The organism is Natronocalculus amylovorans (assembly GCF_023638035.1).
GTDB classification, from domain to species: domain Archaea; phylum Halobacteriota; class Halobacteria; order Halobacteriales; family Haloferacaceae; genus Natronocalculus; species Natronocalculus amylovorans.
In genome coordinates this window covers 26,161-50,512 of record NZ_JAKRVX010000010.1, presented here as the reverse complement: position 1 = coordinate 50,512, position 24,352 = coordinate 26,161, and the positions used below count along the sequence as shown (strand labels likewise).

Genomic DNA, 24,352 nt, shown 5'->3' with positions numbered 1-24,352 from the left:
ATTATTGTTATATACCGATTTCATAACAGAGGGGGTGAACCATGCGTCTCTTAATTCGTCTCCGTGCACGCTCTGACGCTGCGTATCAAACAAACTATCATCGTGGGCTCTCAGGCCGAATTTGGCGGGCGTTGGATGATTCTCAATTCGATGACCTTCATGACTCATCAAAACCTCCTGGGATATCGTTCAGCAACCCGTTCCCTTTTGGGCCAGTTTCAAAAGGAGACTTGCGGAATGTGCTTGTTGCTGCTGCCGATGATGACGTACTCCGTGTAATCGGTACAGATCTCATTGAGAACCGAGAATTCAATATTAAAGAGATGCCGTTTACTGTCGAAGAGGTTACTGGCGTTGAGCCTGATGTTGGCGAACCAGGAACAAAAGGGGTCCTCGAAACGGCAACCGGACTTGTCGTGCGTATCCCTGCGAAAAGGTTCGGCGAATACAACATTGACGCACCCGGAGATGCTCCCGAATTCTGGAAGCCCGAACACTCACTTCGCCCGTTAAAGACACAATTGGAAAACAATCTCGATCGAAAGCACGGATTGTTCTGTCCTGATTATCTCCCAGGTCCGAGTGAAGTTGACGAGGAGCTGTTAGATGAGTATGAACTCATCAAGACATATTCACTTCCAGTCACTGTCACGGAAGGTACCGAGGAGACATACATTTTAAGCAAGTTCCGATTCGGGTACACAGTTCGTGACGATCACCACCGGAGACACCTCAACCTCGCACTTGACGTTGGACTTGGCGAGCGAAACTCACTAGGATTCGGCTTTGTTAACATCCGTAAAGACGAAGTTGAAAAGCCGAGTGCAAAGTCACACATCTCGGGAGCAAGTCGATGAGCCAATCGACAGACGATTTTGACGCGAAATTCGACCAATACTGGTCCGGGCAGTCTATTACATCTCTCCGCCGAGTCCAAGCACTGTACGGTGCTATTGAAGAGTCTCAAAGCAGCTATGAGTCAGTTATCCCCGAAGAATTTCAATTATATGTCACCCCAGGGGAACTTGAGGGCTTCACAACTGAGCAAGATGAAGAGAACCGTTTAGTTACTATCAAAATCGATCTCACAGATGCATCTCCACAACTAGACGGTATTGATGTAGGACCATTTCGGCCAGAAATGGTTGACAGGCTTGGTTTCTCGCGCTTTCCGTGGGGTCGGGGAATTGACCACTCAATTACTCGTAGGGGAGCAAAAAGTGGTTCCACGCGAGGCACTGTTTCTACGTACTGTGTCGACTGTCTCGAGCGATGGACAAATGCAGATGGTCGAGAAGCGGCCATTGGTCGTGTTGCCAATGAACATCCTGATGGATCAATTATTCAGTCGCTGCAGAGTCTTGGGCTAGAAGATGGAATTGAAGAGGAGATTGAACAGGAACTGTGGTCTCATTTTGGTGAAGATGAAAAACCTCGTGTCGTTGCAACCGTTGCGATTCAACTTGACCCAGATAGCCTCAAAGAGAAACCTTCTGGCGATATAATAAACGGTTACTACTATCCAGGTCAACTGCACGTGCTCAACGCAGCGATGCGTGCACGTAAAGAAGAGAAGCTCGCAGAAAAGAACTCAGACATTCCTTCCCGGGGCGATGGTACATGTTTGGTCACAAATAGAAGTACCGAAGTATTCGGGACAGTCGATGACCCTTTGGCGTTCTTTACAGTCCAGCATGCTGAGAAATTTCCAGAACTGAAAAAGAAAAACGCGTGGCGAGCACATCCGGTCTCTTCGGAGGCTGCACTTCTCATGCAGTCGGGTGCATCACTTTTCGAGCAATGTCGCCGAACTCGGCATGGCCGTAGTATCTACACAGTTCCATACTTCACTCAGACGGATTCTCACTGTGCAAAAATACTTCGGCACGTCGTCACAGCGACTCACAAATCGAGTGAGGAATCGCTGATGGCAGAGATACAAAGGGAAATCGAGCGTGAGGGAGACGAGGATATTCTGGAAAATCTTCGGTACTACGTCATCGCAATCCGGAACGACAGTGGTGATATAAATGTTCTTCATGAAGTTCCCGATGCGACGATACAACCAGTTCGTGCTCTTGCTGAATCGCATCTCGATGTTCTCTTTGGGTCTACTTTCAATGCCGTTGCAGGATTTAGGCAGCCGAAAAATTGGCAACCAATTTCCGAGGGAACCGATAGTATCGACCCAATTATTAATTCTATCACAAGCGGATTCTACACTTTCGGAACGCTCGCCCGGCCCGACGAAGACGACCCGAGCACCGACGACCCAAGTGAATGGCTGACTTTTTCTTTGCTCACTGGACAGCAGATCACTGCGAACCGATTACTTTCCGAATATGTCGAGCGGCTCGCACAAGAGCGGGCAAAAGACAGCGATGGACGAGTCTCAGAAAAGCATCTGAAGGCACAGTATACACAACTCGAAGCACTCGCGCGAGCAGATCAATTGACTGCTCCTGAGCATCCAGAACTTACAAAACCACCACGTATGACAACCAAACCAGATATCCCAGCGGCGGAACAGTTCCTCACGGACGATGGGGAGATCCCAATTGCAACCGTCCAAGAGTATCGACTAAAACGCTTCATCGAAGAACGACCTGCACTTGACGATAACGCACAACGACGCGGTGCATTTCTTGCAGGAGTGCTAGTAGGTCAACTCGGAAACTACCAATCCAGTCCGAGCAAGCGTGATATGAACCGAACAGTATTGATTCAGTATCCTGCTGAGCAAATGTCCGGGCCACGAATCACTCGATTCGTTCCTGATCTCATCCAGAAGACACACGTGTATGCCTCTGAGGACAAATACAGTGGATCATCTCTTTTTCCAGAACTGGAAGACCGACTCCCAGAGACACTTGCCGATGCGGCAGCACAAGGATGGACACTCCCTATCGATGACCTCCGATTCCACTACGCACTCGGCCAAATGTACGGCAAGCGCGCTCTGAGTAGGGCATTAGACCTCCGTTCATCGATTGCAGATCATGCAGGTATCGATCTCAAAACTAACTAACTTAGACCAATGTCAGACAACCACAACACCGTCAAGACCCGATCCGAAATCGTCTTTATAACCGATGCACAGGACTGCAACCCGAACGGAAATCCGCTCGGCGAAAACCGACCAAGAATCGACCCAGTCACACGTCAAGCTGCGGTGACTGACGTGAGACTCAAGAGATATCTCCGAGATCAACTCGTCTCTGACGAACACGGTGTCTTCGTCAAAAAGACCGACGAGGGAACGAGTGGAGGCCGAGCGAAACTTGCACTCGATGTATTAGGTGACATTGAAACCAAGGAAGATCTCGAAAAGGTCGATGACATTGAAGCCGAATTCCTCGCGAACGCAACAGACGTTCGATACTTTGGTGCAACACTGAGTTTCAACAAAAATCCAGATAACGACCTCCATAAGGTCATAAAAGAAAAATTCAACAGTGGTAATTATACTGGCCCAGTGCAATTCAGCCCAGCGCGCTCGCTCAATGCAGTCGAATTGAATGAAGAAACAAACACCCTGACGAGCGTCATTTCCACAAACGACGAAAAGAAAGTCGGCGGATTCAATCTTGATGACCACCGGATCAAGTACGGCATTTTCCCATTCCATGGTCTCGTTGACGAGCATGGGGCAAAAGACACCGGACTCACACACACCGACGTGGAACGTCTTGACACACTCTGCTGGAGAGCATTGAAGAACCAAACAATTTCACGGAGCAAAGTCGGCCAAGAACCGCGGCTGTATGTTCGCGTCGAGTACAACCAGCCGGGATACCATATCGGTGATCTTCAAAATGGACTCAAACTTGACCGTGAACTAGCGAGTGACCGTAATGAGTCAATGAGTGACGATGCAATTCGGAATGTCACTGATATCTGTCTTGATGTTACTGGGCTTGTTGACAGGATTGCAAACGCAGCAGACCGAATCGAGACGGTTCACATCGTTGGGAGTGATTATCTCTCGGTTAGCTATGATGGTGAGCAAGTCGGCGTTGCGAGTGATGTCTCTAGACTCATCGAAGAGAGCGGGGTAGCAGTTCACAACATTGAGGTTTACGACGAATTCGAATCGTCACTCCCTAGTGAGTGAATCATGACAACAGACAGTTCATGGGTGTCTATTCGAGGGTCAGAAAAAAAAGCATCCGACCCACCCACCATCGATGAGAACCATATTCCGTCGAAGTGCCTTTCGTTGACAATATCGGCGGATTGGGGTCACTTCAGACGTATTGACCGAACCGTCACCAAACAGACGTATCGAGTTCCCCCACGGACCACGATCGCTGGTATGCTCGCCGCAATCGTTGGTGTAGGGCGAGACGGCTACTACGATGTGTTTAGAGAGGGAAATTCGGCAATAAGTATCGAGATTGAGTCACCGGTTCGGACGCACTCGCTGCCATCCCTTGGCCTTGGAACACATCCGGGTGAGACGTTTACCAGTGCAGGTGGAACAGGAAATAAGACGATACAGGTTCAGTACCCTGATAGTACTGCGAATCGGCAACTACATAGCTATCACTACCTCGTTGATCCCGTGTATCGGATTAATGTTGCTGTCGAAGATCCGATATTCTATGGAACACTTCGAGACCGGCTCGAAAACGGCGAGTCATACTACACGCCGTCGATGGGGTTATCAGAGCTACTGATGAACGTTACATTCCATAGCGAACAAAAAACGGTACCGATCAATGCTAGTACATCCGTCGTTGATTCCGTGCTCCCTGATGCCATTGAAGCTGTTATTCCGAGCCCAGGTCAGTCATACGCTGTTGAGAATGTTCCTGGGTTCATGACCACTGATGAAACCGGACGGCACACAACAGGATTCATTGACTATGCGTTCGTCGAAGACTCATCACGCTTAGAGGTATCAACAAACAAAGTTACACCTGTCAACGTCGGCGATCGAACAGTCGTCTTTCGATGAGTACATGAGCACCGAGATTATCTCTCGACGCCACAAATCCGAAGCTGACGAATTACTACTGTGCCATGCAAAAGACGTAGGGGAACGACTACCGATGCTGAGCTCTTTTGATCATGATGGCAATCCGTCGATGTTTTCAATTGCTCAGTGCACCGGATATCTTCACGATCTTGGAAAAGCAACGACATACTTTCAGCGATACATTAGAGGGAAGTATATTGAAGAGACTCGTCTCCGGTATCATGCTCGGTTAGGCGCGTTTGCGACGTTCTATACGCTTGGTGAAATGGGTGCATCGGACGAGCTCAAACTCGCCGGATTCCTTGCGGTACTCAAACATCACGGACGTCTCCCAGATGCAGCTGAAAAAGCACTTAAAGACACTCTTACAGAACGAGATCGTAAGAGCCGAGAAGGATACATTCGTGCTCAAATTGAAAATATTGAGTCGACGGAACGAAATCGGACGGTTGCTGACCAGTTGCTTCAAACAGCAAGCAACGGAGAAGCAACATGGTCATCGTTCTACGCTGCCGTTAGTGATGAGTCACTATTTGATCAAATCACCCATCTTGTCGGTAAGAAAGACCTCTATACATTTGCTCCGAACACTGAGAAACTCTCACACAACCTATATGATGTGACAATTCAGTTGTGGAGTGCATTGACATTTGCGGACAAGACGAGTGCGGGAGGAGTTAATGCATCAAATCTGTTGCCCTCACATCTTGGCCTATATCGTCTTGAGAGTCACATTGCACGTTTACAGATAGGACTTGACGAACCGCCAGAACTCACGGGAAGCGAGGAAACACTGTCAATCGATGTGTCAGATACAGATGCATTGAATCAGACACGCGAATCGATTCGGCGTGTTGTTCGTAGTAACGCGAAGCGATTTGCAGAAGGTTCACAGAGCGTTGCAACACTCACGCTTCCAACTGGACTTGGAAAGACGTTCGCTGGCCTTACTGCTGCTTATACGATTCGGGACTCATACGAACACAACGAATTGGACGAAGTAACCAAGCCACGGGTTATTTATGCGCTGCCATATACGTCAATCATTGAGCAGACACGAGATATCTTCGAAGATAGTCGAATACTCGATGCCGACCCACGGGGACAGAGTTTCACTGTCCACCACTACTTGAGTGAGACGGTCACGTACCCAGAAGCAGATGAACAAAATGCCCACAATCCAGCCGATGATAGTGAATTCTCTGATGCAACACTACTTGGAGAAAGTTGGCGGTCGGGGACCGTACTCACGACATTTGTCCAACTATTCGAAAGTCTTGCTGCACCGTCAAATTCGCAGGGGTTGAAATTATCAGCAATCACAGACAGTGTGATCATCCTCGATGAACCCCAAACACTCCCAAAACCATGGTGGAATGCAATTCGACGACTGACAAAGCTGTTGATCGAACAGTATAATGTGCAGATTATTTCGATGACTGCGACCCAACCGTCATTGTTCACTCACTCCTCTGAGATTGAGACAATATCACTGCTTTCAGACTCTGATGCAGCGACAAGCCCGCTAGAAACGGCCTGTTTTGAGGCGGTAACTCGTGTCAAATATAATATTGATGAGTCGGCCCAAGCGTTTGGACCAAACGCACCACTGGTTTCTGCTGAGGATGCTGGCAATCGACTATTTGAAACTGCTATCAAATCCACATCAAACGGAACGTCAGTCCTCTCAGTCTGTAATACGATTAGAAGTACGACTGCAACAGCAGACGCAGTTTCCAAAGCCGCAGCTCGTGCAGGAATTACGGTCACACGCATTGGTTCAGAGTACCGAAGCGCACTAACTCACTGTACGCCTACCCCAACTACCGATGGGACTGTTGAATCAACTAATCTTCCCTCTCCAGAAACAGTGGCAGCTGCAACCCTTGAACAGTTAGGCCTTGAACCTGTAAATCCAACAGAAGAGACCCCACTTGCAGAACAAAGGTGGAAACCGACGGCAACTGTAGATCTGAGCGAAATCTTTCTCGGAACCTTCACGTCTCGGATTCGACCACGCGATCGCCGTTCGCTCGTCATAATTGCAAACATACTCGCACGCGCGAAGGTACCTTTTGTTTTTGTCTCAACGCAGGCCATCGAGGCAGGTGTTGACATCAGTTTCGCAAAAGTCTACCGTGATATTGCTCCACTCGACAGTATCGTTCAAGCGGCTGGCCGGTGTAATCGGTCGTTCGAGTGGGGAGAGGGAAATGGAGATGTAACAATTTGGGCGCTAGCCCCCACAAAAGATACATCTGATCCGCCATCGACATATGTGTATCAACCACGTTCTCAACTCACAGAAGTCGCTCAAATCCTCTCTGAGTGCTGTACCTCATACGGCTCATCAGTGGTTCCAGAGTCAATGCTTACTCGTGAAGCAGTGCCGTCATACTTTGACTGGGTAGACAGTGCAGATCTCTCTAACCCAAAAATACTGGATCATATCAATGCTTGCCGGGCCGATCAACTAAATAGATACCATCTAATCGACGACGAATACGAAAAATTCGATGTGGTTGTTGCAGAAACCGCGCTTGAAAAGGAACTTGTGTCACAGATGACGGAAGCATTTGGAATCGGGAACAAGCCACTTGGGTTTAGCCTTCTTTCAGCACTTTCTGACCTCCGAGTCTCCGTACCTGTCAAAGATATCGAGGAAGTTCACAACCGAGTGTATAGAGTTGATCACCGGGAGCTCACCGATACAAATGGAGTACAGGTACTGGTTTGTGTTGATGCTGGTGACGGGAAATTGTACGACCTTGGGTCGGGTGGGTTCATTCTCGACGAAGATGATGGACTTGCTGGTCGTTTTACGTTCTGAGATCTCGTTTCCGTCGACCCCCTAAGGGTAAACCCAGAATTGAGGGTCGACGGAAACACTTGTGTATGATCAATGAGTAGAAGCCTTATGGCTCCTAAATTGGCCATAGTTACAGAAGGACCGTAGACGGGTTGAAGCGAGATCGAGGCCCGACCAACTGATATATCAATCCGCGTTACAGAAGGACCGTAGACGGGTTGAAGCATTCCCTGCGTTGGGATTAACGGATTCAGAGGATGGTTACAGAAGGACCGTAGACGGGTTGAAGCACCTACCCGCGAGTGCTGTCGAAGCCGGATAGCTTCAAGGTTACAGAAGGACCGTAGACGGGTTGAAGCACGATCAATGGTAATTGGCCGTGGCCACAAAACGAAGAGTTACAGAAGGACCGTAGACGGGTTGAAGCAGATGAACGACAGAAGGGAAACGGATTATAATGAGTGTTACAGAAGGACCGTAGACGGGTTGAAGCACTGGGGGCGATGCGCTAATCAGTGCAATCGAAACCGTTACAGAAGGACCGTAGACGGGTTGAAGCCGGTTCCATTTGTCGGCACTCCCAAGACGGACCACCGGTTACAGAAGGACCGTAGACGGGTTGAAGCGACGGAGATCAAGGACAAATGGCGTACGCCTCCATGCGTTACAGAAGGACCGTAGACGGGTTGAAGCGATCGTCTCCTCATCGACTAGCTCATCCTCATCATCGTTACAGAAGGACCGTAGACGGGTTGAAGCCGATCGTCTTGTCGCAACAAGAGTGCAAGCTCGCGTTACAGAAGGACCGTAGACGGGTTGAAGCACGACAAAGGCGTTAGTGAAGTGCTAATCACGGCTGGTTACAGAAGGACCGTAGACGGGTTGAAGCGCTGTTATAGCAACTATATGTACGTAAACATACGGGTTACAGAAGGACCGTAGACGGGTTGAAGCTCGATCAGTCACGAGCTGCAAGCGACAAGGACGGGTTACAGAAGGACCGTAGACGGGTTGAAGCGGGCTCAAGGCTGATCTTGAGACACACGACTCCGGTTACAGAAGGACCGTAGACGGGTTGAAGCGGCTTCGCCTGACCGATCACAAAATCGACGTTCGCGGTTACAGAAGGACCGTAGACGGGTTGAAGCTGGATCGGATTATGAGCCGGTTGAGTTCGCAATGATCGGGTTACAGAAGGACCGTAGACGGGTTGAAGCTCCGCCAACGGTTCGCCACCGTCGAATATCTTGGGTTACAGAAGGACCGTAGACGGGTTGAAGCTTTATGTCACAAACACAGCAATCCGAGAGTATAGATAGTTACAGAAGGACCGTAGACGGGTTGAAGCGGTGATTCTCGATCGCGCCGAATCCGTAATCTCGTAGTTACAGAAGGACCGTAGACGGGTTGAAGCCAACACTGGCGTCCAGATCGGCCACGTCAAACTCCGTGTTACAGAAGGACCGTAGACGGGTTGAAGCTCCGAAACTGCAAAGTTCTCGGCAGTGTCGGCGTTGTTACAGAAGGACCGTAGACGGGTTGAAGCTCCGTGTCGGGTCCCACGGATGCGCCCGCCACTGGTTACAGAAGGACCGTAGACGGGTTGAAGCGAGACGACATAGTGGAGGGCATTGAAAACAGCGAGGTTACAGAAGGACCGTAGACGGGTTGAAGCTTCTCTAGCTTGCTCATTTTGCCGGTGAGAGAGAGCGTTACAGAAGGACCGTAGACGGGTTGAAGCGACGAACCCACACGACCTAGCGGCACTCGAAACAGTGGTTACAGAAGGACCGTAGACGGGTTGAAGCGGATTTGTAGACTTACAAGACTGCAAGACTGTTATTGTTACAGAAGGACCGTAGACGGGTTGAAGCACGGATTCTCGTGGTTCAATCCGAGATAGAGATAAAGTTACAGAAGGACCGTAGACGGGTTGAAGCATGTTCGAAAAGGTGCGATCGTACCAATTCGATCAACGTTACAGAAGGACCGTAGACGGGTTGAAGCATTGATTCAATGGTTAGAATCCCTTTTGATCATTTAGTTACAGAAGGACCGTAGACGGGTTGAAGCAAACATTCATCCGTTCTTTACAGCGCGTGTAAGAAGGTTACAGAAGGACCGTAGACGGGTTGAAGCAAAGACTTCCAGTTGGAAGTTGTTCGTGCTCTTCGGTTACAGAAGGAGCGTAGACGGGTTGAAGCTATCGTCCTGCCAGTTCGGCACGTCCCCGATCGAGTTACAGAAGGACCGTAGACGGGTTGAAGCGCACCGCGTAGGGAGCGTAACGAGTAGATACTTGTTACAGAAGGACCGTAGACGGGTTGAAGCAAGTCCTGTGCGTTATCTCTCAGTGTGTCCCAGCGGGTTACAGAAGGACCGTAGACGGGTTGAAGCGTGATTAACTGAACTATTTATAATCAACAGATAGTTACAGAAGGACCGTAGACGGGTTGAAGCCCGAAGCTGTGATTGATAACGGCGATCGTTTTGTTCAGTTACAGAAGGACCGTAGACGGGTTGAAGCTGGTCTCCGGCATCGGACGTATTGCACGGGAGCGTTGTTACAGAAGGACCGTAGACGGGTTGAAGCTCTGTTCCAGGCATTGAAAACCCGAGAACGATCGAAGTTACAGAAGGACCGTAGACGGGTTGAAGCGCGCACTATCGAGGACGTGGCTACGATGTCGATGCGTTACAGAAGGACCGTAGACGGGTTGAAGCATCGTTGGACAGTCGATCGAGATTGAGGAATCAGATCGTTACAGAAGGACCGTAGACGGGTTGAAGCACAACGTGCTCTGCAATCGATCCACTGAGATGTTAGTTACAGAAGGACCGTAGACGGGTTGAAGCACGTCGTTGTCGTCAGTCATCTGCAACAGCCTCCGGTTACAGAAGGACCGTAGACGGGTTGAAGCAAAGGCACAGATAAAACGACAGGCGAACAGTTTACGTTACAGAAGGACCGTAGACGGGTTGAAGCATGCGTGTGACTAAAGAGTCGATCGAACTGGTTTAGTTACAGAAGGACCGTAGACGGGTTGAAGGTTCAAACTCACAAGGGTTCATCTGAAACGATTGCAGTTACAGAAGGACCGTAGTCGGATTAAATCTGCTCGTGGATGTTCGATCGGCTCAGAGAGGAAGATGTTTCCAAGTACAGGCGACCGAGTTTAATTATCTGCTCGTTTAACCACTCTTTGTTGTAGTCTATATCTTCAGCAACTTCGATTTCTGTGTCTGTATGATAAAACACGTGCACTGGAGTGTCAAACGGGTACTCAACAAATTTCGTATCACCACATAGATCCGCTTGACGAGTGAGTAGTTCTGACTAAGAGAATAAGCTAGGTTTCAGGGAAAATTCTCGGCCTGTGGATGATGAGAGTAGACAATTCGATCTATTTATACCTACTGTGTAAAGGGCTGATAAATTCCCTCGGGAAGGTCAATCTCCGGTGAAAACAAAATACCACTTCAGTTACGGTGAGAAAGAATCGGCCTCCCCGCTAAGCTTTGATCAGCATCACTAGTTTCCAGATGGACTGACCGGTGCAACGTACTCTGATTTGATTTTATCGCCCTCGCGCCACTGATAATAATAGTACTCTCGACCGTCGATCGTCTTTGTCGTTAATGTAGCACGGGTAGGTGCATCACTATCTTCGAGCTGTTCGTCCCACTCATTAGCATCCCATCCATCTGGTGTCGTCTCGTCATCGACATCAACAGCCTGTGTGTCGAGTTCTTTTTCGAGCGCTCGCTCTTTCGCATCAGCAAGCGCACTCGCATACACGGCGATCGATCGTAATATCTCAGGCGATTGTTTCTGCAAGCCTTCTCGAAGATATTTTGGAGTATCGGTTGGAGGATCAGGGAGTTGGCTCATGAACTAACCAACATTAGCTAGTCACAAAATGATTTTGTTGGTTAGCTCAATCACGACAAAATGACAGTCAGGCCATCGATATAGTTTTGACATCAGAGAGATCAAAGATAGCAAGGAGAGCAAAGACATCAATGACATTCCGAATTGCAGTCACAAATCAAAAAGGCGGAGCTGGCAAGACGACAACAAGCATCAATCTCGCAGGCGCGTTAGCCGCACGCGGTCACAAGGTGTTAGGGATCGATCTCGATCCACAGGGACACTTCACGGAGGGAGTTGGATACGATGATATCTACGATGCAGATATTAACTCAATGTATGATGTGCTCATTAACATCGGCGAATCAGAGTTGATCAACGATGTAATAGTCGCCGGTGAAGAGTTTGATGTAGTTCCATCCCACGTGGATATGTTCAAGCTTGAAGGCGAACTGACGACAGCTCGACGACGTGAGGAACGCCTTGGAATGGCGCTGGATGCACTCGATACGGACTACGATTACGTGATTATTGACTGTCCTCCGAACCTTGGACCGATCACTGATAACGCGATCCTTGCTGCACGCAATCTTGTCATCCCAGCTCCAACCCGATCGACTGCGATTCGTGCAATGGAGATCTTATTCGATCAGATCGATGTCCTAAGTGAGACATATAATGTTCCAATTACTCAGCTTGCGGTTGTCGCAAATGAGGTAACCACGGACTCAGAAGCAGATGAGATGTTAGAGTGGTTTGGGGATGTATTCGGTGATGCAGTCCCAGTCTTTGAGATCCGAAAGCGTGTTGCGCTCCAGCGAGCGTGGAACAACGGCCTGTCGATCTTTGAGCATACAGAGGAGTGTGACATGGAAGCAGTCTATGACGATCTTGCGGCTCACATCGAGGAGGTCTCAGCATGAGCGACGATAACGAATCCAAAAGCCGACGAGCAAACGCTCTTCGCGATCGGATTAAATCACCATCAGAGACAGCAGAAACAGAAAATACATCAGAGACATCAAAGACAGCAGAAACAGCAGAGACAGAGAAGCATACAGATGTAGCAGAGACAGAGGAGAGATCAAAGACAGCAAAGAAGCCAAAGAAGTCAAAAACATCAAAGACAGCAAAGAATAAAACAGGAGGGTCAGTGAAAGATCGAAAGAACGTCAACATGTATCTCCCCGAATCAGTCATTAACGAGATGGGAATCCGATTCGACGAGCTCAACGCGCGTCATAAACGCGAACACGGCCGTGGTATGGAGAAGAATAGAGACTTTTATCCAGCGCTTATCGAAGCGGCACTGTCCGATACGACGATCGAGGAAGAACTCGGATTAGAGTGACATTTTAGACAGTGCCTCTCGAATCGCTTCACTTCGATTTGTATACTCTCCAGCCTTGACTCGGTCATCGATCGAGTTCAAGCGCTCAGCCGGGAGGCGAACAGTGATACGCTCGTCGTGGATACGGTCATTATGAGCTCTCATTGTTGTCTCCCATCAAAACGAGAGATGCCACCATCGGTGACGAGTGAGTACTTATCGCCCAACACGGTATCACATCCATAGCATTTCGGGGGAATATCCCACGCTGCAACCTGGTCTGAGCCACATTCAGGGCACTCGTCGAGATCGCGATCGTCGATTACACGGTACAACTTTCCATCAATCCGAAGGTGGCCGTTTGGGACCATCGGATGCTCGACGTCGTTATCGGTTGGTGGAAATGCAATCAAGTTCCGATCGTATTCCTGGATACCATCACTGGCGTACTGAAGTCTCACAACAAGATCTGCGTGAACAACAACAACAGTTCCTGTCCGACCAATCAGATCTTCTGGAACTTCAACACCCTTGTTTGTCATCCGAATTGTTGGGTGATCGTCTGAGATGCGATCGCCGCTCATCTACGAAACCTCCACATATCCGATCATCTCAGTCTGGTCACGATCAACAGGGAATCCAACCCAATCCTCAACGCTATCCTCGGCTTCTTTGGCAGTTTCTGCCGTCCGGGTGTGCGTCTTATAGCGGTATCCACTCGGTGTGCTTTGGTCATCGACGAGTGCAGTCACTTCCCATTCAGGGATGAGGAATGTGATTTCTTTACCCCAAGCTTCTTGGACTGCATCGTAGGCTTCGTCGATAATAGAATGTATTTCCTCAAATGATCGACCTTCAGCCCGAAGATTGTCGACGATATCTATGAAGGGATTGTCGTCAGAACGTTCCCTCTGGTATTCTCTCTCCGCTGCAGCCTTCTGTCGTATCGTTATGTTTCCTTCGCTCATAGTGTATTCTCCTCGGGAACTGGTTCCTGAAACGCCACAACCTCTGTTCCGTCTTTGATAACAACCGGTGCACGTACTTCGTGGTCGCACGACGAGCAGGATGCGATATAGATCGCGTCCTCGACCCGGACGGTCGCAAGCGTGTTAGGGCCGCACTCGGGGCACTCGCTGAGCGAGAGGACCGGGTCACGATCGACTTCGTTAGCATCCGCAAGTTCGATCTCGTCTCCGAGCCTATCAGACATCGTATCCCTCCTCGTAGCTCTGTTCTTTCGCCAGTCTCAGATGATCGTGCCACTCGGGATGCTCTGACCCACTCGCCGTTCCGCGGTCCGACTCCGTTGATCGATCGATCGCACGTCGCAGATGTGCGACGAGATTCCCCGCAACTGCTGGATGCGCCTCTCCGAGAGCGTCGAGTGCATCTTGGATCGTTGTCTCGTTCGTGTCGTGGTTCGCTGATCCACAGTGAGCAAGCAACTCGCTGACGGTTATTCCCTCACTTGCCTGTTTGACTTCGTCGCTGGATTGCTCAGAACTCATAGGAACTGCAACCCCCAAGAACTGGGTTTCACGGCGGCTATCTTACCGATCTCACAGCCACACTCGAACGTCACTTGCTCGTCTAAATTCTTCCAGTCTTCCGGTTCGGTCACGACAACAATCTCGCCGCAATCCGAACAAACGACCGGGCTGTTTTGATAGTCGTCGTTTGTAGGCCGCGCGTCGTCGCTGTTACTCATTGGTCGACCTCCTCAACAAGTCCGCCGGGAGAGTTGCGTTCGACCCTTCCCTCTTGCTCGATTACATCGGTCACTTCCGCAGCGGCATCGAGCAAATCAGAACTACTGATTGGCCTACCCTCGAACACGAGTTCTGTGATACCCTCTACGTGAGAGTCTTCGTCGCTGTAGTGTCGTAGAGTGTCTATCACCGTGTCTTCAAGAACATGGTTGAAGTGTCTGTGGGCTTGCTCATCCGCTTCAAGCTCCACACCCCAACGATCTACGGCAACCGCGCTAGCTCTCACAGCGAGCTTCATCAATGGCGGCTCGGTTCCAGGCATACTGCGGTCTGCGAACTGGGCAGCCACAGCTGCATCGCGCTTACTGTACGGTTGCTGTTCGTCTCCTTTCAGCCTTGCATCCCGATCGCTGCTCATAGAACGTGAACCTCCTCAGATTCAACGTCAACAACTTCTATTCCAAGGCGTTCCACATTGATGTGATACTCTGCGTCCAACAGTTCTGCGACCCAATCAGTAACTGCATCTGGAGTAGTGGGGCTGTCACCAGCACCAATCTGGGGGTCGAACTGTTCAATTTGACCGATTCCACGGACAACTGATGGTTGTTCGATATTGACCCAATTGAAGACCTCAATCTCCTCTCCATCATGCAGCACCGTGAGCCGATCGGCGTGTTTTGGGTTCATTGCTTCCTCTCGCAGTTGGAAAGCTGATCATCGTCAACGCCATAGAGCCGTACATCGATATTTTTCAGAAGAGTTCGTTTTGTGTTTTCATATGCCACAACATCTTGATCTGGGTTCACTTTCTTAAGTTGAGAAGAGTGGTCAGAGTTGCTAGGCACAACAATTTCATAGTCCCAACTGTCTCTCACAGTGCTACCAGTTCCTGCTTTGAGGATTAGCGTCCCGTTTGCATACTCATCAAAATACATTGGACCACCAACAATCTCGATTACTCCCTGATTGTCACAAACATGGAGCTCAATTCCACCATCAATATCTGCTATTATCGGGAGCCGGTCTCGAAGTGGTTTAGTAGGGTCATATGCCTCTGGAAGCCACTCTGGATACTCTTTCTGACCCCCATCAGTCACTGCCGGTTGTGGAGACTCGACATTGCGGTCCGTAACGTCGATCGAGTACGCTGAGAGTTCCTCGATTACCTCACGTGCGTGATGCTCCAAGAGCGATCGGCCAGCGTCAGTCAGTTCGTACTGGTTCGTTCGTTTGTCGAGTGTGGATTTCTCGATCAACCCACTCTCAACGAGTGTATCCAAATTTGGGTAGAGACGGCCGTGGTTGACCTTTGATCCGTATCGATCGCTCAGCTCATTAAGAATTGCGAGCCCTTTCTTTTCAGTATTTGTTGAATGGAGCCGAGCGATCGATCGGAGGAGATCGCGTTGAAATCCAGAGAGTGCGTCCCACTCGATCGAGATGTTTTGATTGGCGTTGCAACTATCGTCTGTCTTGTTTGGGGTGTGCGTCATCGCTGCTTCGAGATCGTCGTTATTGGCGATCTCTTAGTTAATTGTTAGATAGAATAGACAAATAAGGCGGGGTTGGTTCAGAGATATAGAGATCAGCGGCTCTGTTGAAAGCCTTTAGCTATGACAAAAACGTCGTGCTGTATACAGGGTGCAGAATGTACTTATTGAGCGGTAGCATGATTAGTGAACAGTATCTACTTGGAAATAACTAATGCGTCTTGCTGAAGAGCTACAGTCTCTCCTCGAAAATGGGTCAGAAAATTCACGGTTCGATATTGAATTATCATCTTCAATTAGAGAATTGAACAATGACTGGGGGCGTTCACCAAAACAACTCCGAGAGGAGATTCAAGAATGTGATTTTGAACATCCATTAATCGAGTTTCTCGTTGGCCTCTCCAGATGGATTGAGAATGACGATTATCCCAATGGGGCGAAACTCGCTAAAAAAAATCTTAGAGACGCAATCGACCTTGCAATATCAGAGGGATGGGACAGTCTACTTCCGACATTAATGGTAGAACGAATTGCTTTACTGAGTGATCTGAATCATACAGAAGAATTGAAAGCAGAGATATATTTTGGATTACTGTTCCTAAATGAAAAAAAGAAAGAGAACTCGTTACCAGTAGGGCATAGTTTTGATATTCTTGAAGAAATTGAACAGAATATTGAGACTATATCTGGAACTACAGCGATTGATATACTGAGTCAGTATATAGAAAAACAGGCTGAGAAGGCGGGTGAAGCAGGGAACTACCAAACTTGTCGAAAGCTTTGGCGGATAAATCTCAGGATCCGGGATGACGAGGGCATTGATAAGGGGATACCAAGGACTGCCATCATCAAATCGTATGCTGACGAAATAATCGAACTCAAATCAACAAACAAAAACTCTCTACGGGCAAATTGCGCGAAAGAAGCGATAGTCGAATGTGACGCGTGGATTGGGGAAGAACAACGGGTAACTTGGGAACATGATTTCATAGATGGAAACAAGAAAAGCATTGAACAGATGGGAGAGATCGTCCATGAGCCATCAGAAGAGGAAATTGAAGAGCTAGATCAAGAATTAGAGGATTTTATCGAATCATTCAGAAAGCATAGGAAACGACGACATGCGATATTCGCCCTCAAGTGGCTTCTTAATCATGATATGTTCGTCCCCGACATTGAACAAGCTCAGAAGATAGCAGAAGATGGGATTATGAATCATGTCCAAAGAAGGACGATAACAGAAGCTGGCGAGTCATATTCACAAGAAGATGGAACAACAGAATTCCCACCAAGCTATGGTGCCATGATCCAGTTCGTACAAAACATCCGTCAGGCAATCTACTACCGGCTTCAAAACCGAGGGCTCATCAGTCAAGGCGATCTCTTCGTGCTAATTAACGAGCGAAAGGTACTCTCAACAGATACCCACGCCTATCTCACAGATTTTGTGATCCATCTGTTTGAGCATAATCATTCAGCAGCAGTCCATTTAGGGATGACTCAGTTGGAAGCAGTGATTCGGGAATTGGCAGCCGAGAATGGTAAGAGTATCCTGAGCAGAGATGGAGAGACTGGAGGACTCGGTAGGAGATCGTTCGGTAGCCTTCTCTACCAAATTGAAGGGGAGGTCGATGAATCTTGGATTGCGTATCTCCGATATCGTTATGTTGATCTTGGTGGTCAAAATGTTCGGAATAAAATTGCCCATGGATATCTCCCTTACCGTCACGCTGCGTGGGGAATGTCAATTATCATTTTATTCGATATTCTCCAAAATTTCATCGAATTTGAGAGAGCATATGACTGAAATACCAAAAGTCTCTGAAATCGGCTCAATCAGCTGATAAAGGCAACAGGAGCACCTTGCTGTATACATCCTCTATCTTATACAGCGGTTCACACTTATTTCTCAGCAATAAACGCTTCTGAGAGAGCGTCGTGCATTAATTCTCGGCGAACTTGCCGTGCTTCCTCTTTTCCCAAATATTCGTCAATAACGACCTGTGTCGATCGGCTACCTTGATCGTCAGCAATCGGCTCGATCCGATCGTGTAATTCCTGAACAGCACTCTGATAGGCATTGTACCAGAATCGGCGGCACGCGTGTGGTGTTGGTCTTTCTCCTTCGAGGCGAACTTCAGCTCGATCGGCAATCCGCCGGAACCGATCGTTCACCGTTCCAGGATGGATGTGTCCGCTTTTCGAACTTGAAGATGGTAACAGATACCCGTTCCATTCGGAGGTCTCCATCTCATCGACGCGATCGTAGTATGCCTCCAGGCCGAAGAGTAGCTGGACGTCTGAGGGTCCATTCTTTCGTTCATCGAACTCAACTCGTGGTGGATCCGCGTTTGGAACGAACTGTGACACATGGAGCGCTGCGACTTCACCACGACGAAGCCCCCAAGCACCGAGTGCAGTCACAATAAAGCGCTCGTCGGTTGTCTCTGCTGCAGCGACAAGCGATCGGATCTGTGCAGCAGACAGTGCCGGCTTTGTTTCGGTGTCTGGATTCCAGCCTCTGCTGAATTCACTGGCGACGTTGGGAGCCGGATTGAACGCTGCTATCGCCCGGTTTTGCAGCCACATATACCAGTCGTTGAGATCAGCCAGGTGAGATTGCTTGGAGTCATCGCTATTGAGTTCTTCGTTGAGCTGGTCAAAGACCTCGATTGCCCGTGTGATCTCTTGGGTTTGCGTATCGAGTGACTCAACGTGTCCAACTAACGCAGCATCGCCGTGAAGTGCTTCATACGTACGCACGTATCGTGCGAGTCGCGATCGTTTCGAGGCGATCGTCGAATCAGCGAGTTGGTGTCGACGTTTTCGGGAGGAGAGGTACTGTTCTAAGTACTCGATCGTGTCTTGATCATCGATCCCCCACTCGTATCCATCTGACTCCCGGGGTGTGACCCCGACAACCTGGGTTACAAACTCGCCGATCGTGAGGTTGTGGTGTTCTCGGAGTGTATACGCGATCCCGCTGTATCCGTGCTCGGTGAGCCAGCTGTAAGACGGCCGATCGGTTGTCGGATCGAGTCCGTGGCGTTCCATTGTGGGTTCGATCTGGGTGTGGTAGAATGTAGTGAGCTCTTCGAGAGACATTCGGCTCCAGTTGATTTGATCACTCACGTGAATCACCGCTGTGTAACCCTAAAACTGCGTGGTGGGTGGGTTCTGAGTTTGGCATTTTCGATATCTTCAGTCGATCTTCCAATTTAATAATACTTCTGCTGAGGCATTTGTCTACTACAGACAAATGGATTTAGTAAAATATGGGTAGATAATGTAACTTGTAGTGTAAATCATATATCGATATACAAAAGCTGAGGTCCAGCTAATCGAGAAACGCCTTAGATAAGCATAGCTTGAATTCATGGCCCAACAGCTGAAACAACTGATTAGCACACACATATCAAAATCTCGATACAGAGAGCTGCCAGGTTACTAGAATGAACTCAAGTCTCGCTGCTCTGGATCGGACCCTCTGTCGACACTGTATTTCTTCTTCGGATTCTTGATCTCGCCATCTTCCAAGCAGGCTACCAGCCACCCGCCACGTTGGTCGGCGTCGATGTGGTCGAACGGGAAGATTACTTGATCAGCCAACCGTTCGAGGGCAACTCGTAGTGAGCGACGAAACACATCACCGGTCGGTTTATCCAACATTTCCGGATCAGCGAGGACGTAGATCGTGGCCTCTTCCTCCCAGCCCAGCTCTCGTGCATCGAAGTCGACAGCTTGGGAAGGCGTTTTGCATCTTTGCTGAGTGGGGTTGCTACGGCGCTGCCGGGATCGTCGAGGCCGTTGGCACAGAGAAGCATCCATTCATCGCTGAACGTTTCGCACCAGTCTCTCGCGTGCGTGTAAAGTGTTGAAGTCTGGTAAGTCGCAGCGAGGAGAGCGTAGGTGTGAAGCGTCCGAACTCATTCAGTCGCTAGTCGGTGGCAGTCGCATTAACATGTGACTCTTATCGAAGACAGCGAAACAACGGATATTCAAAATCGACAAACATAGCCGTGCAAGATGCAGAGGATGAGTCGGTGATCACGCTCTACTGTTCCTTTTGTTCAGTGTGATGGTTTTACTCCGTTCGCGTCGTTTTCGGGAAGTATGAGCAATTTGAAACCGCTGATACTTAATGATCAGACGGACCCCCATTTGAGTTCTATGGTTTGTGCCACATATGCGCATTGTATCTTGCACGCCAACCGGTGACATTATTAGAATATTGATGTCTAACGATTGTCGGAGTGGATTAGCCGATTAAGAGGAAGAGTCCAATATCTACATACACAGATAGCAATTATAGGTCGACTTCTTTAATCACCACATTATCAATACCGATCTGTGATGGATCGACGTCCGAAAAATCCTCATCATTAGTATGGATCCGGCAATCCAGATCATATATACTGTTAGAAGCCAATTTCGCTGCAAAGACCATCTCTTCCTGATGTTTATATAGATCGTCTTCACTTTGGCCCCCCAGTTTGGTTAGGACAGCTGGTTCAGACAACCGACAAATTTTATGTGCTTCTGCTAAGATAGGTGCGTCTTTACGCTCTAAATTATCTAAAATATCACTTAGAATTAGTGCCATCGAACTATTCCGTACATTACTAAGGTTATTTGGTGTAACAGAATAATCATTCCATTCAGTATAATATTGGTAGAACCGAGAATGGCCGAGAACATTTCTTGGATTTGCCATTAACGTTGTATCCAGACTATGTAGGTATTCTAGCATATCCAAACAATGACTTTCGCCCCGCTTGCTTGAAGCTACAGTCGATTTGTTATATGTCTCAACAATCACATACCTTGGAATATATGCGTATCTCTTTGCTCTAACAATGTCGTACAAATAGTCTTCCGCTTTACTATTATCCCAAACAATTGCTTGAATAAGAATATTCGAATCAGGGAGATCTATGATCACGAGATGAATTTAGTTCATCTTCGTCTTTCATAAATATATTGATGTTGAACATCGCCGATGGAGAATTAAATATTTCTGGATCAACAGTATCATCTGTCAAATATAGACGAGGTTCTAATGAATCAATGGACAAATCTATGTTGGAATGTTTCGCCATGGTTATGCCAAGTTCATCTCCGATCATATCTATAGGAGATTCTCTTCTATTAATGGGGCTAAAGAAATTTTGGACTAAACATTCTGGAAGGCTGGATTTCCTGATAGATTCCGGAGAGCGCGATTTCTCAGGAGAATAGCGTTCACTAAACTCCTCAAAGCTTTCCTTTGGCTTCACATCCTGATTCATGAGCTCCTCAAATCGGCGGAGGTCATCTTCAGAGTTGGAAGCACCTAAAGCCTCAGCCAATTTTCTACTCATACTAAGTCTAGATTGTCTGTTGATGGAAATAAGTCTTTATGTACAATACATGTGTATAGATACGTACTAATTAAGTCTGTAAATACTATTAGAAGTAGAACTCTATTGAGTCGATGAAGCGTACACAGAATGACTTACTCATCATAGGATTGCTGGACGAGGTCGCAGATAAATTCGAAGGGACCACCCTTCCGGCTCGGCATGAAGTTCGCTGGTGAGCCGTTGATCGGCTTCGAGGTCATGGTCGCAGCTGTGGTCACGCGATGCGACCTGTAGATTAGGGGAGTAGGCTACACTCCGGTTCGAAAATCGTGAGTGGCAACACCAGCCAGTAGTCGCTATTTTCGTCGAAATGTGTCAGTGTCGACTAGACACAATATACTATTAACCTGGTAGGTCGTGTTCCGGTCTCAAATCGGCCAGAGATAGATATATTTTCAATAGAGGCTATGCTTACAAATTACTGTTTCTCGACTAGCTGTGAGATTTATCACACGTAAGTGTGTAAATAAAATAATATGTTTGGTGACCCCATTCGCGAGATCCACGACGCAAAACGGTTCTGTAACTCAGAAATTGAGACATTTAAAGAATACCATTATATGCGTGAAGACGCGATGCGAAAAAGTCACGATTCGATACCGGGGTTTGATCATGGTATAGTTAACGTACATATTGGATGTGAAAAATTCTTGAAAACAGCAGAGGACGATCATATTGAGATCCCCTCATTTGTTGAGAATAGATCAAAGATCCCAATTCTACGAAGAGGCAAAAAGTGGAGTTTGAACACTATAGCACGCTACTGTGCAACAGGGTTTATTGCAAAAGAACAAGAAAGTCAAACAGGAAATTTAGCATATACACGCGTTGATCGCCATGGTATCCTTGAATCATTGAGTACGAGACTGTCCGCTAAATCCAGAAAAAATGAGTCAATTAACTTCGCAACAAGCCGTTTTGAACAAGGCCTTATTGCCCTAATAAAATGGTATATTGATAATATAGAACAAACAAAAGATTCCAAGGTGTTAGTAATACTAACATGTCGTAATTTTAGCGGTAATAAGTTGATGACAGGTGATCATTTTGACCAACCAACGGTAGAGGGTGACTTAATTAGAACACCGGTGGTAGAAATATAAAGAACAAATAATAGCGATCTGTCTCAAGAATACATCCGTAAACAAGTTGAACAACTTTTTACGCCGTTATGGAATGCAGCAAACCGATCGACATCAGTACATTTGCGTGATGGTGAATGGCAATTGGATCAAATAGAGCTCTAGCTACTAACGTGGATCTAGTACGATCGTAGCACACACCTCTTTTCACGAGTTAAAACAGCTAACTCACTGCAAATCCAGTGCTTCGTCTACCATCTCGGGGATGATCCGTAGATCATACAGATAGTAGCTGCCGCCACTAATACCGTCGTTTCGTTCGTCAGCTTCGACGAATCCTTTCTGTCGCAGCTGACTGATTCGATCATGAATCGTCCGATCGGTCACAGGATCGCTGCCGATCTCGTCACACAGTTTGAGATACAGTGCGTAAATATCTCGGCGCTTGACTGGTGTTTCACCCGCTTTGTGCAAATTAGTCAAAGCTCTGAGTGTGACCTTCGAGTGAACCGGTAGGCGAGCGAGTTCATCTTTGATTTTGCCTTCTTCAAGCAGTTGGCGAGCTTCATCCACGAACGCTTCGCAGACGCTCACGGCATCGCGCTGCCGAGCCAAGTCACCAGCTTTGTAGAGAAGTTGTAACGCCATTCGTGCCGATCCTGATTCGTTGGCTGCCCGTGCAGCACACAGCGGAATCACACCTTCTTCGAGGACGCCTTCACGAAACGCTTTCTCAGCTCGCCGTTCGAGAATATGCCGAAGGTTGTTGGCGTCATACGGCGGGAAATGTAGTTCTTCGTCACACAGCGAGTCTTTCACCCGTGCGCTCAGATTGTCTCGAAACGTGAAATCGTTCGAAATACCAATCACACCAATGTAGGTGTCGTCAACGTGCTCGTTGTCATTAGCTCGTGGGAGTTCGTAGAGAATATCGTCGTTGGTACCGATCGAGTCAATCTCGTCTAGGATCACGAGTAGGTGTGAGGCACCCAAGGCGTTGAGATGATCCCACAACATTTGGTAGATTCGGCTTGGGGGATAGCCCGTCGATGGAATATAGTCTGAGGGCTCACGAAACGTATTTACGAGGTTCACCGCAATTTGGTATGACGAATTAACCGATTTACAATTGAGCGAGACGATCTTAATTTCCAGATCGTCGTACTGTCGCTGGTCTTCAAGCAGACGATCTGAGACAAGTCGCGTTGCTAACGTCTTGCCGACGCCGGTTTGTCCGTAAATAAAAATATTCTTTGGTGGTGCTCCATTGATAACAGGTCGCAGCGCCGACTGATATGCAGATAGTTCTGCGTCACGCTCGATCAGCTCTGTTGGTCGGTAGTTATCACGGAGGACAGACTCGTCAGCGAAAATAGGGTCATTGCGGGTGAAACTCTCTAGCCCCATTACCAGTCTGTTTTCACAAACCAATATAAAACCCTCGCTTCATGAGCTTCACGAGCTTCATGTGTTCAATTCTGTTTATATAGTTTATAAACACACACACACACCTATTTTCACGAGTTAAAATAGAAAAGAGACTAGTCTAGATCTTGTGAACTTTAAACGAGTTTTTTGTTTCTTGTTCTCGCCGGAATGATGGAGTTAATCACCACTTCGTGAAAGGTAACTCGTGAAAAGAGGAGTGTGTGTCCTCCATTCACTCATATTG

At 48.0% G+C, this 24,352-nt stretch carries 24 protein-coding genes and 1 CRISPR repeat array; of the genes, 9 read left to right on the top strand and 15 right to left on the bottom strand.

The features are described from left to right. Nucleotides 1–41 precede the first annotated feature (41 nt). Genes cas6 through AArcSt2_RS15550 form a run of 5 tightly spaced genes read left to right on the top strand, consistent with a single transcriptional unit; the run spans nucleotide 42 to nucleotide 7,811 of the window. Nucleotides 42–857, top strand: coding sequence for a CRISPR-associated endoribonuclease Cas6 (gene cas6, locus AArcSt2_RS15570; RefSeq protein ID WP_250585923.1), 816 nt, complete (start codon nucleotides 42–44; stop codon nucleotides 855–857). Then, complete coding sequence (gene cas8b, locus AArcSt2_RS15565) at nucleotides 854–3,028, top strand: type I-B CRISPR-associated protein Cas8b/Csh1 (protein WP_250585921.1); 2,175 nt, start codon at nucleotides 854–856, stop codon at nucleotides 3,026–3,028. The genes cas6 and cas8b overlap by 4 nt, the downstream gene beginning before the upstream one ends. A 9-nt stretch (nucleotides 3,029–3,037) precedes the next feature. Further along, nucleotides 3,038–4,114: a type I-B CRISPR-associated protein Cas7/Csh2 gene (gene cas7b, locus AArcSt2_RS15560; RefSeq protein WP_250585919.1), complete on the top strand. Its 1,077-nt coding sequence runs from the start codon at nucleotides 3,038–3,040 to the stop codon at nucleotides 4,112–4,114. Between the two features lie 3 nt (nucleotides 4,115–4,117). Beyond that, entirely contained in the window at nucleotides 4,118–4,960 is an 843-nt protein-coding gene (cas5b, locus tag AArcSt2_RS15555; protein ID WP_250585917.1) for a type I-B CRISPR-associated protein Cas5b, read from the top strand. 4 nt (nucleotides 4,961–4,964) lie between these two features. Next, the gene (locus tag AArcSt2_RS15550; protein WP_250585915.1) at nucleotides 4,965–7,811 is read left to right on the top strand and encodes a CRISPR-associated endonuclease Cas3''; all 2,847 of its coding nucleotides are present in this window, start codon (nucleotides 4,965–4,967) and stop codon (nucleotides 7,809–7,811) included. Between the two features lie 108 nt (nucleotides 7,812–7,919). Then, nucleotides 7,920–10,906: a CRISPR direct-repeat array (repeat unit 30 nt; unit sequence GTTACAGAAGGACCGTAGACGGGTTGAAGC). Between the two features lie 416 nt (nucleotides 10,907–11,322). Here the strand turns inward: AArcSt2_RS15550 and AArcSt2_RS15545 are convergent. Further along, complete coding sequence (locus tag AArcSt2_RS15545; RefSeq protein ID WP_250586074.1) at nucleotides 11,323–11,682, bottom strand: DUF6788 family protein; 360 nt, start codon at nucleotides 11,680–11,682, stop codon at nucleotides 11,323–11,325. A 131-nt stretch (nucleotides 11,683–11,813) separates the two neighbouring features. On the opposite strand from AArcSt2_RS15545, the gene AArcSt2_RS15540 reads away from it, so the two are divergent. Together AArcSt2_RS15540 and AArcSt2_RS15535 are read left to right on the top strand one after the other, a co-directional pair. Then, complete coding sequence (locus tag AArcSt2_RS15540) at nucleotides 11,814–12,584, top strand: ParA family protein (protein WP_250586072.1); 771 nt, start codon at nucleotides 11,814–11,816, stop codon at nucleotides 12,582–12,584. Continuing rightward, nucleotides 12,581–13,012 (top strand): DUF8160 family protein, encoded by a 432-nt coding sequence (locus AArcSt2_RS15535; protein WP_250586070.1) that lies wholly within the window; start codon nucleotides 12,581–12,583, stop codon nucleotides 13,010–13,012. Before AArcSt2_RS15540 ends, AArcSt2_RS15535 begins: the two co-directional genes overlap by 4 nt. On the opposite strand, the gene AArcSt2_RS15530 is transcribed toward AArcSt2_RS15535, so the two are convergent. Genes AArcSt2_RS15530 through AArcSt2_RS16885 form a run of 9 tightly spaced genes read right to left on the bottom strand, consistent with a single transcriptional unit; the run spans nucleotide 13,004 to nucleotide 16,199 of the window. Beyond that, nucleotides 13,004–13,156, bottom strand: coding sequence for a ribbon-helix-helix domain-containing protein (locus AArcSt2_RS15530; protein WP_250586068.1), 153 nt, complete (start codon nucleotides 13,154–13,156; stop codon nucleotides 13,004–13,006). The genes AArcSt2_RS15535 and AArcSt2_RS15530 overlap by 9 nt on opposite strands. After that, nucleotides 13,153–13,575, bottom strand: a complete 423-nt coding sequence (locus AArcSt2_RS15525; RefSeq protein WP_250586066.1) for a hypothetical protein — start codon at nucleotides 13,573–13,575, stop codon at nucleotides 13,153–13,155. Before AArcSt2_RS15525 ends, AArcSt2_RS15530 begins: the two co-directional genes overlap by 4 nt. After that, nucleotides 13,576–13,959 (bottom strand): hypothetical protein, encoded by a 384-nt coding sequence (locus tag AArcSt2_RS15520; protein ID WP_250586064.1) that lies wholly within the window; start codon nucleotides 13,957–13,959, stop codon nucleotides 13,576–13,578. Further along, a complete protein-coding gene (locus AArcSt2_RS15515; protein ID WP_250586062.1) occupies nucleotides 13,956–14,204 on the bottom strand; it encodes a hypothetical protein in 249 nt (82 codons plus the stop codon). Before AArcSt2_RS15515 ends, AArcSt2_RS15520 begins: the two co-directional genes overlap by 4 nt. Then, on the bottom strand, nucleotides 14,197–14,502 hold the full coding sequence (locus AArcSt2_RS15510) for a hypothetical protein (RefSeq protein ID WP_250586060.1): 306 nt from the start codon (nucleotides 14,500–14,502) through the stop codon (nucleotides 14,197–14,199). The genes AArcSt2_RS15515 and AArcSt2_RS15510 overlap by 8 nt, the downstream gene beginning before the upstream one ends. Next, nucleotides 14,499–14,702: a hypothetical protein gene (locus AArcSt2_RS15505; RefSeq protein ID WP_250586058.1), complete on the bottom strand. Its 204-nt coding sequence runs from the start codon at nucleotides 14,700–14,702 to the stop codon at nucleotides 14,499–14,501. Before AArcSt2_RS15505 ends, AArcSt2_RS15510 begins: the two co-directional genes overlap by 4 nt. Then, on the bottom strand, nucleotides 14,699–15,121 hold the full coding sequence (locus AArcSt2_RS15500) for a hypothetical protein (RefSeq protein ID WP_250586056.1): 423 nt from the start codon (nucleotides 15,119–15,121) through the stop codon (nucleotides 14,699–14,701). Before AArcSt2_RS15500 ends, AArcSt2_RS15505 begins: the two co-directional genes overlap by 4 nt. Further along, nucleotides 15,118–15,393: a hypothetical protein gene (locus AArcSt2_RS15495; RefSeq protein WP_250586054.1), complete on the bottom strand. Its 276-nt coding sequence runs from the start codon at nucleotides 15,391–15,393 to the stop codon at nucleotides 15,118–15,120. Before AArcSt2_RS15495 ends, AArcSt2_RS15500 begins: the two co-directional genes overlap by 4 nt. After that, entirely contained in the window at nucleotides 15,390–16,199 is an 810-nt protein-coding gene (locus AArcSt2_RS16885) for a PadR family transcriptional regulator (protein ID WP_250586052.1), read from the bottom strand. The genes AArcSt2_RS15495 and AArcSt2_RS16885 overlap by 4 nt, the downstream gene beginning before the upstream one ends. 211 nt (nucleotides 16,200–16,410) lie before the next feature. Here AArcSt2_RS16885 and AArcSt2_RS15485 point away from each other — a divergent pair, with 211 nt between their 5' ends. Beyond that, on the top strand, nucleotides 16,411–18,003 hold the full coding sequence (locus AArcSt2_RS15485) for a hypothetical protein (protein WP_250586050.1): 1,593 nt from the start codon (nucleotides 16,411–16,413) through the stop codon (nucleotides 18,001–18,003). Between the two features lie 95 nt (nucleotides 18,004–18,098). Here AArcSt2_RS15485 and AArcSt2_RS15480 read toward each other — a convergent pair whose 3' ends face one another. The 4 genes from AArcSt2_RS15480 to AArcSt2_RS15465 form a co-directional block, all read right to left on the bottom strand. Beyond that, nucleotides 18,099–19,328, bottom strand: a complete 1,230-nt coding sequence (locus AArcSt2_RS15480; RefSeq protein ID WP_250586048.1) for a tyrosine-type recombinase/integrase — start codon at nucleotides 19,326–19,328, stop codon at nucleotides 18,099–18,101. 315 nt (nucleotides 19,329–19,643) lie between these two features. Then, nucleotides 19,644–19,865 (bottom strand): hypothetical protein, encoded by a 222-nt coding sequence (locus AArcSt2_RS15475; protein WP_250586046.1) that lies wholly within the window; start codon nucleotides 19,863–19,865, stop codon nucleotides 19,644–19,646. Between the two features lie 637 nt (nucleotides 19,866–20,502). Beyond that, on the bottom strand, nucleotides 20,503–21,138 hold the full coding sequence (locus tag AArcSt2_RS15470; RefSeq protein ID WP_250586044.1) for a hypothetical protein: 636 nt from the start codon (nucleotides 21,136–21,138) through the stop codon (nucleotides 20,503–20,505). Continuing rightward, on the bottom strand, nucleotides 21,119–21,556 hold the full coding sequence (locus AArcSt2_RS15465; RefSeq protein ID WP_250586042.1) for a hypothetical protein: 438 nt from the start codon (nucleotides 21,554–21,556) through the stop codon (nucleotides 21,119–21,121). Before AArcSt2_RS15465 ends, AArcSt2_RS15470 begins: the two co-directional genes overlap by 20 nt. A gap of 518 nt (nucleotides 21,557–22,074) precedes the next feature. Between AArcSt2_RS15465 and AArcSt2_RS15460 the strand changes: the two genes are divergently transcribed. Continuing rightward, nucleotides 22,075–22,701: a hypothetical protein gene (locus tag AArcSt2_RS15460; protein ID WP_250586040.1), complete on the top strand. Its 627-nt coding sequence runs from the start codon at nucleotides 22,075–22,077 to the stop codon at nucleotides 22,699–22,701. 207 nt (nucleotides 22,702–22,908) lie between these two features. Here AArcSt2_RS15460 and AArcSt2_RS15455 read toward each other — a convergent pair whose 3' ends face one another. Then, on the bottom strand, nucleotides 22,909–24,087 hold the full coding sequence (locus tag AArcSt2_RS15455; RefSeq protein ID WP_250586038.1) for a Cdc6/Cdc18 family protein: 1,179 nt from the start codon (nucleotides 24,085–24,087) through the stop codon (nucleotides 22,909–22,911). Between the last annotated feature and the right edge of the window lie 265 nt (nucleotides 24,088–24,352).

Excerpts from the sequence above, each read along its gene's own strand:
- cas6 (WP_250585923.1), top strand. The coding sequence starts at position 42 with ATGCGTCTCTTAATTCGTCTCCGTGCACGCTCTGACGCTGCGTATCAA.
- cas8b (WP_250585921.1), top strand. The coding sequence starts at position 854 with ATGAGCCAATCGACAGACGATTTTGACGCGAAATTCGACCAATACTGG.
- cas7b (WP_250585919.1), top strand. The coding sequence starts at position 3,038 with ATGTCAGACAACCACAACACCGTCAAGACCCGATCCGAAATCGTCTTT.
- cas5b (WP_250585917.1), top strand. The coding sequence starts at position 4,118 with ATGACAACAGACAGTTCATGGGTGTCTATTCGAGGGTCAGAAAAAAAA.
- AArcSt2_RS15550 (WP_250585915.1), top strand. The coding sequence starts at position 4,965 with ATGAGCACCGAGATTATCTCTCGACGCCACAAATCCGAAGCTGACGAA.
- AArcSt2_RS15545 (WP_250586074.1), bottom strand. The coding sequence starts at position 11,682 with ATGAGCCAACTCCCTGATCCTCCAACCGATACTCCAAAATATCTTCGA.
- AArcSt2_RS15540 (WP_250586072.1), top strand. The coding sequence starts at position 11,814 with ATGACATTCCGAATTGCAGTCACAAATCAAAAAGGCGGAGCTGGCAAG.
- AArcSt2_RS15535 (WP_250586070.1), top strand. The coding sequence starts at position 12,581 with ATGAGCGACGATAACGAATCCAAAAGCCGACGAGCAAACGCTCTTCGC.
- AArcSt2_RS15530 (WP_250586068.1), bottom strand. The coding sequence starts at position 13,156 with ATGAGAGCTCATAATGACCGTATCCACGACGAGCGTATCACTGTTCGC.
- AArcSt2_RS15525 (WP_250586066.1), bottom strand. The coding sequence starts at position 13,575 with ATGAGCGGCGATCGCATCTCAGACGATCACCCAACAATTCGGATGACA.
- AArcSt2_RS15520 (WP_250586064.1), bottom strand. The coding sequence starts at position 13,959 with ATGAGCGAAGGAAACATAACGATACGACAGAAGGCTGCAGCGGAGAGA.
- AArcSt2_RS15515 (WP_250586062.1), bottom strand. The coding sequence starts at position 14,204 with ATGTCTGATAGGCTCGGAGACGAGATCGAACTTGCGGATGCTAACGAA.
- AArcSt2_RS15510 (WP_250586060.1), bottom strand. The coding sequence starts at position 14,502 with ATGAGTTCTGAGCAATCCAGCGACGAAGTCAAACAGGCAAGTGAGGGA.
- AArcSt2_RS15505 (WP_250586058.1), bottom strand. The coding sequence starts at position 14,702 with ATGAGTAACAGCGACGACGCGCGGCCTACAAACGACGACTATCAAAAC.
- AArcSt2_RS15500 (WP_250586056.1), bottom strand. The coding sequence starts at position 15,121 with ATGAGCAGCGATCGGGATGCAAGGCTGAAAGGAGACGAACAGCAACCG.
- AArcSt2_RS15495 (WP_250586054.1), bottom strand. The coding sequence starts at position 15,393 with ATGAACCCAAAACACGCCGATCGGCTCACGGTGCTGCATGATGGAGAG.
- AArcSt2_RS16885 (WP_250586052.1), bottom strand. The coding sequence starts at position 16,199 with ATGACGCACACCCCAAACAAGACAGACGATAGTTGCAACGCCAATCAA.
- AArcSt2_RS15485 (WP_250586050.1), top strand. The coding sequence starts at position 16,411 with ATGCGTCTTGCTGAAGAGCTACAGTCTCTCCTCGAAAATGGGTCAGAA.
- AArcSt2_RS15475 (WP_250586046.1), bottom strand. The coding sequence starts at position 19,865 with ATGTTGGATAAACCGACCGGTGATGTGTTTCGTCGCTCACTACGAGTT.
- AArcSt2_RS15465 (WP_250586042.1), bottom strand. The coding sequence starts at position 21,556 with ATGAGTAGAAAATTGGCTGAGGCTTTAGGTGCTTCCAACTCTGAAGAT.
- AArcSt2_RS15460 (WP_250586040.1), top strand. The coding sequence starts at position 22,075 with ATGTTTGGTGACCCCATTCGCGAGATCCACGACGCAAAACGGTTCTGT.
- AArcSt2_RS15455 (WP_250586038.1), bottom strand. The coding sequence starts at position 24,087 with ATGGGGCTAGAGAGTTTCACCCGCAATGACCCTATTTTCGCTGACGAG.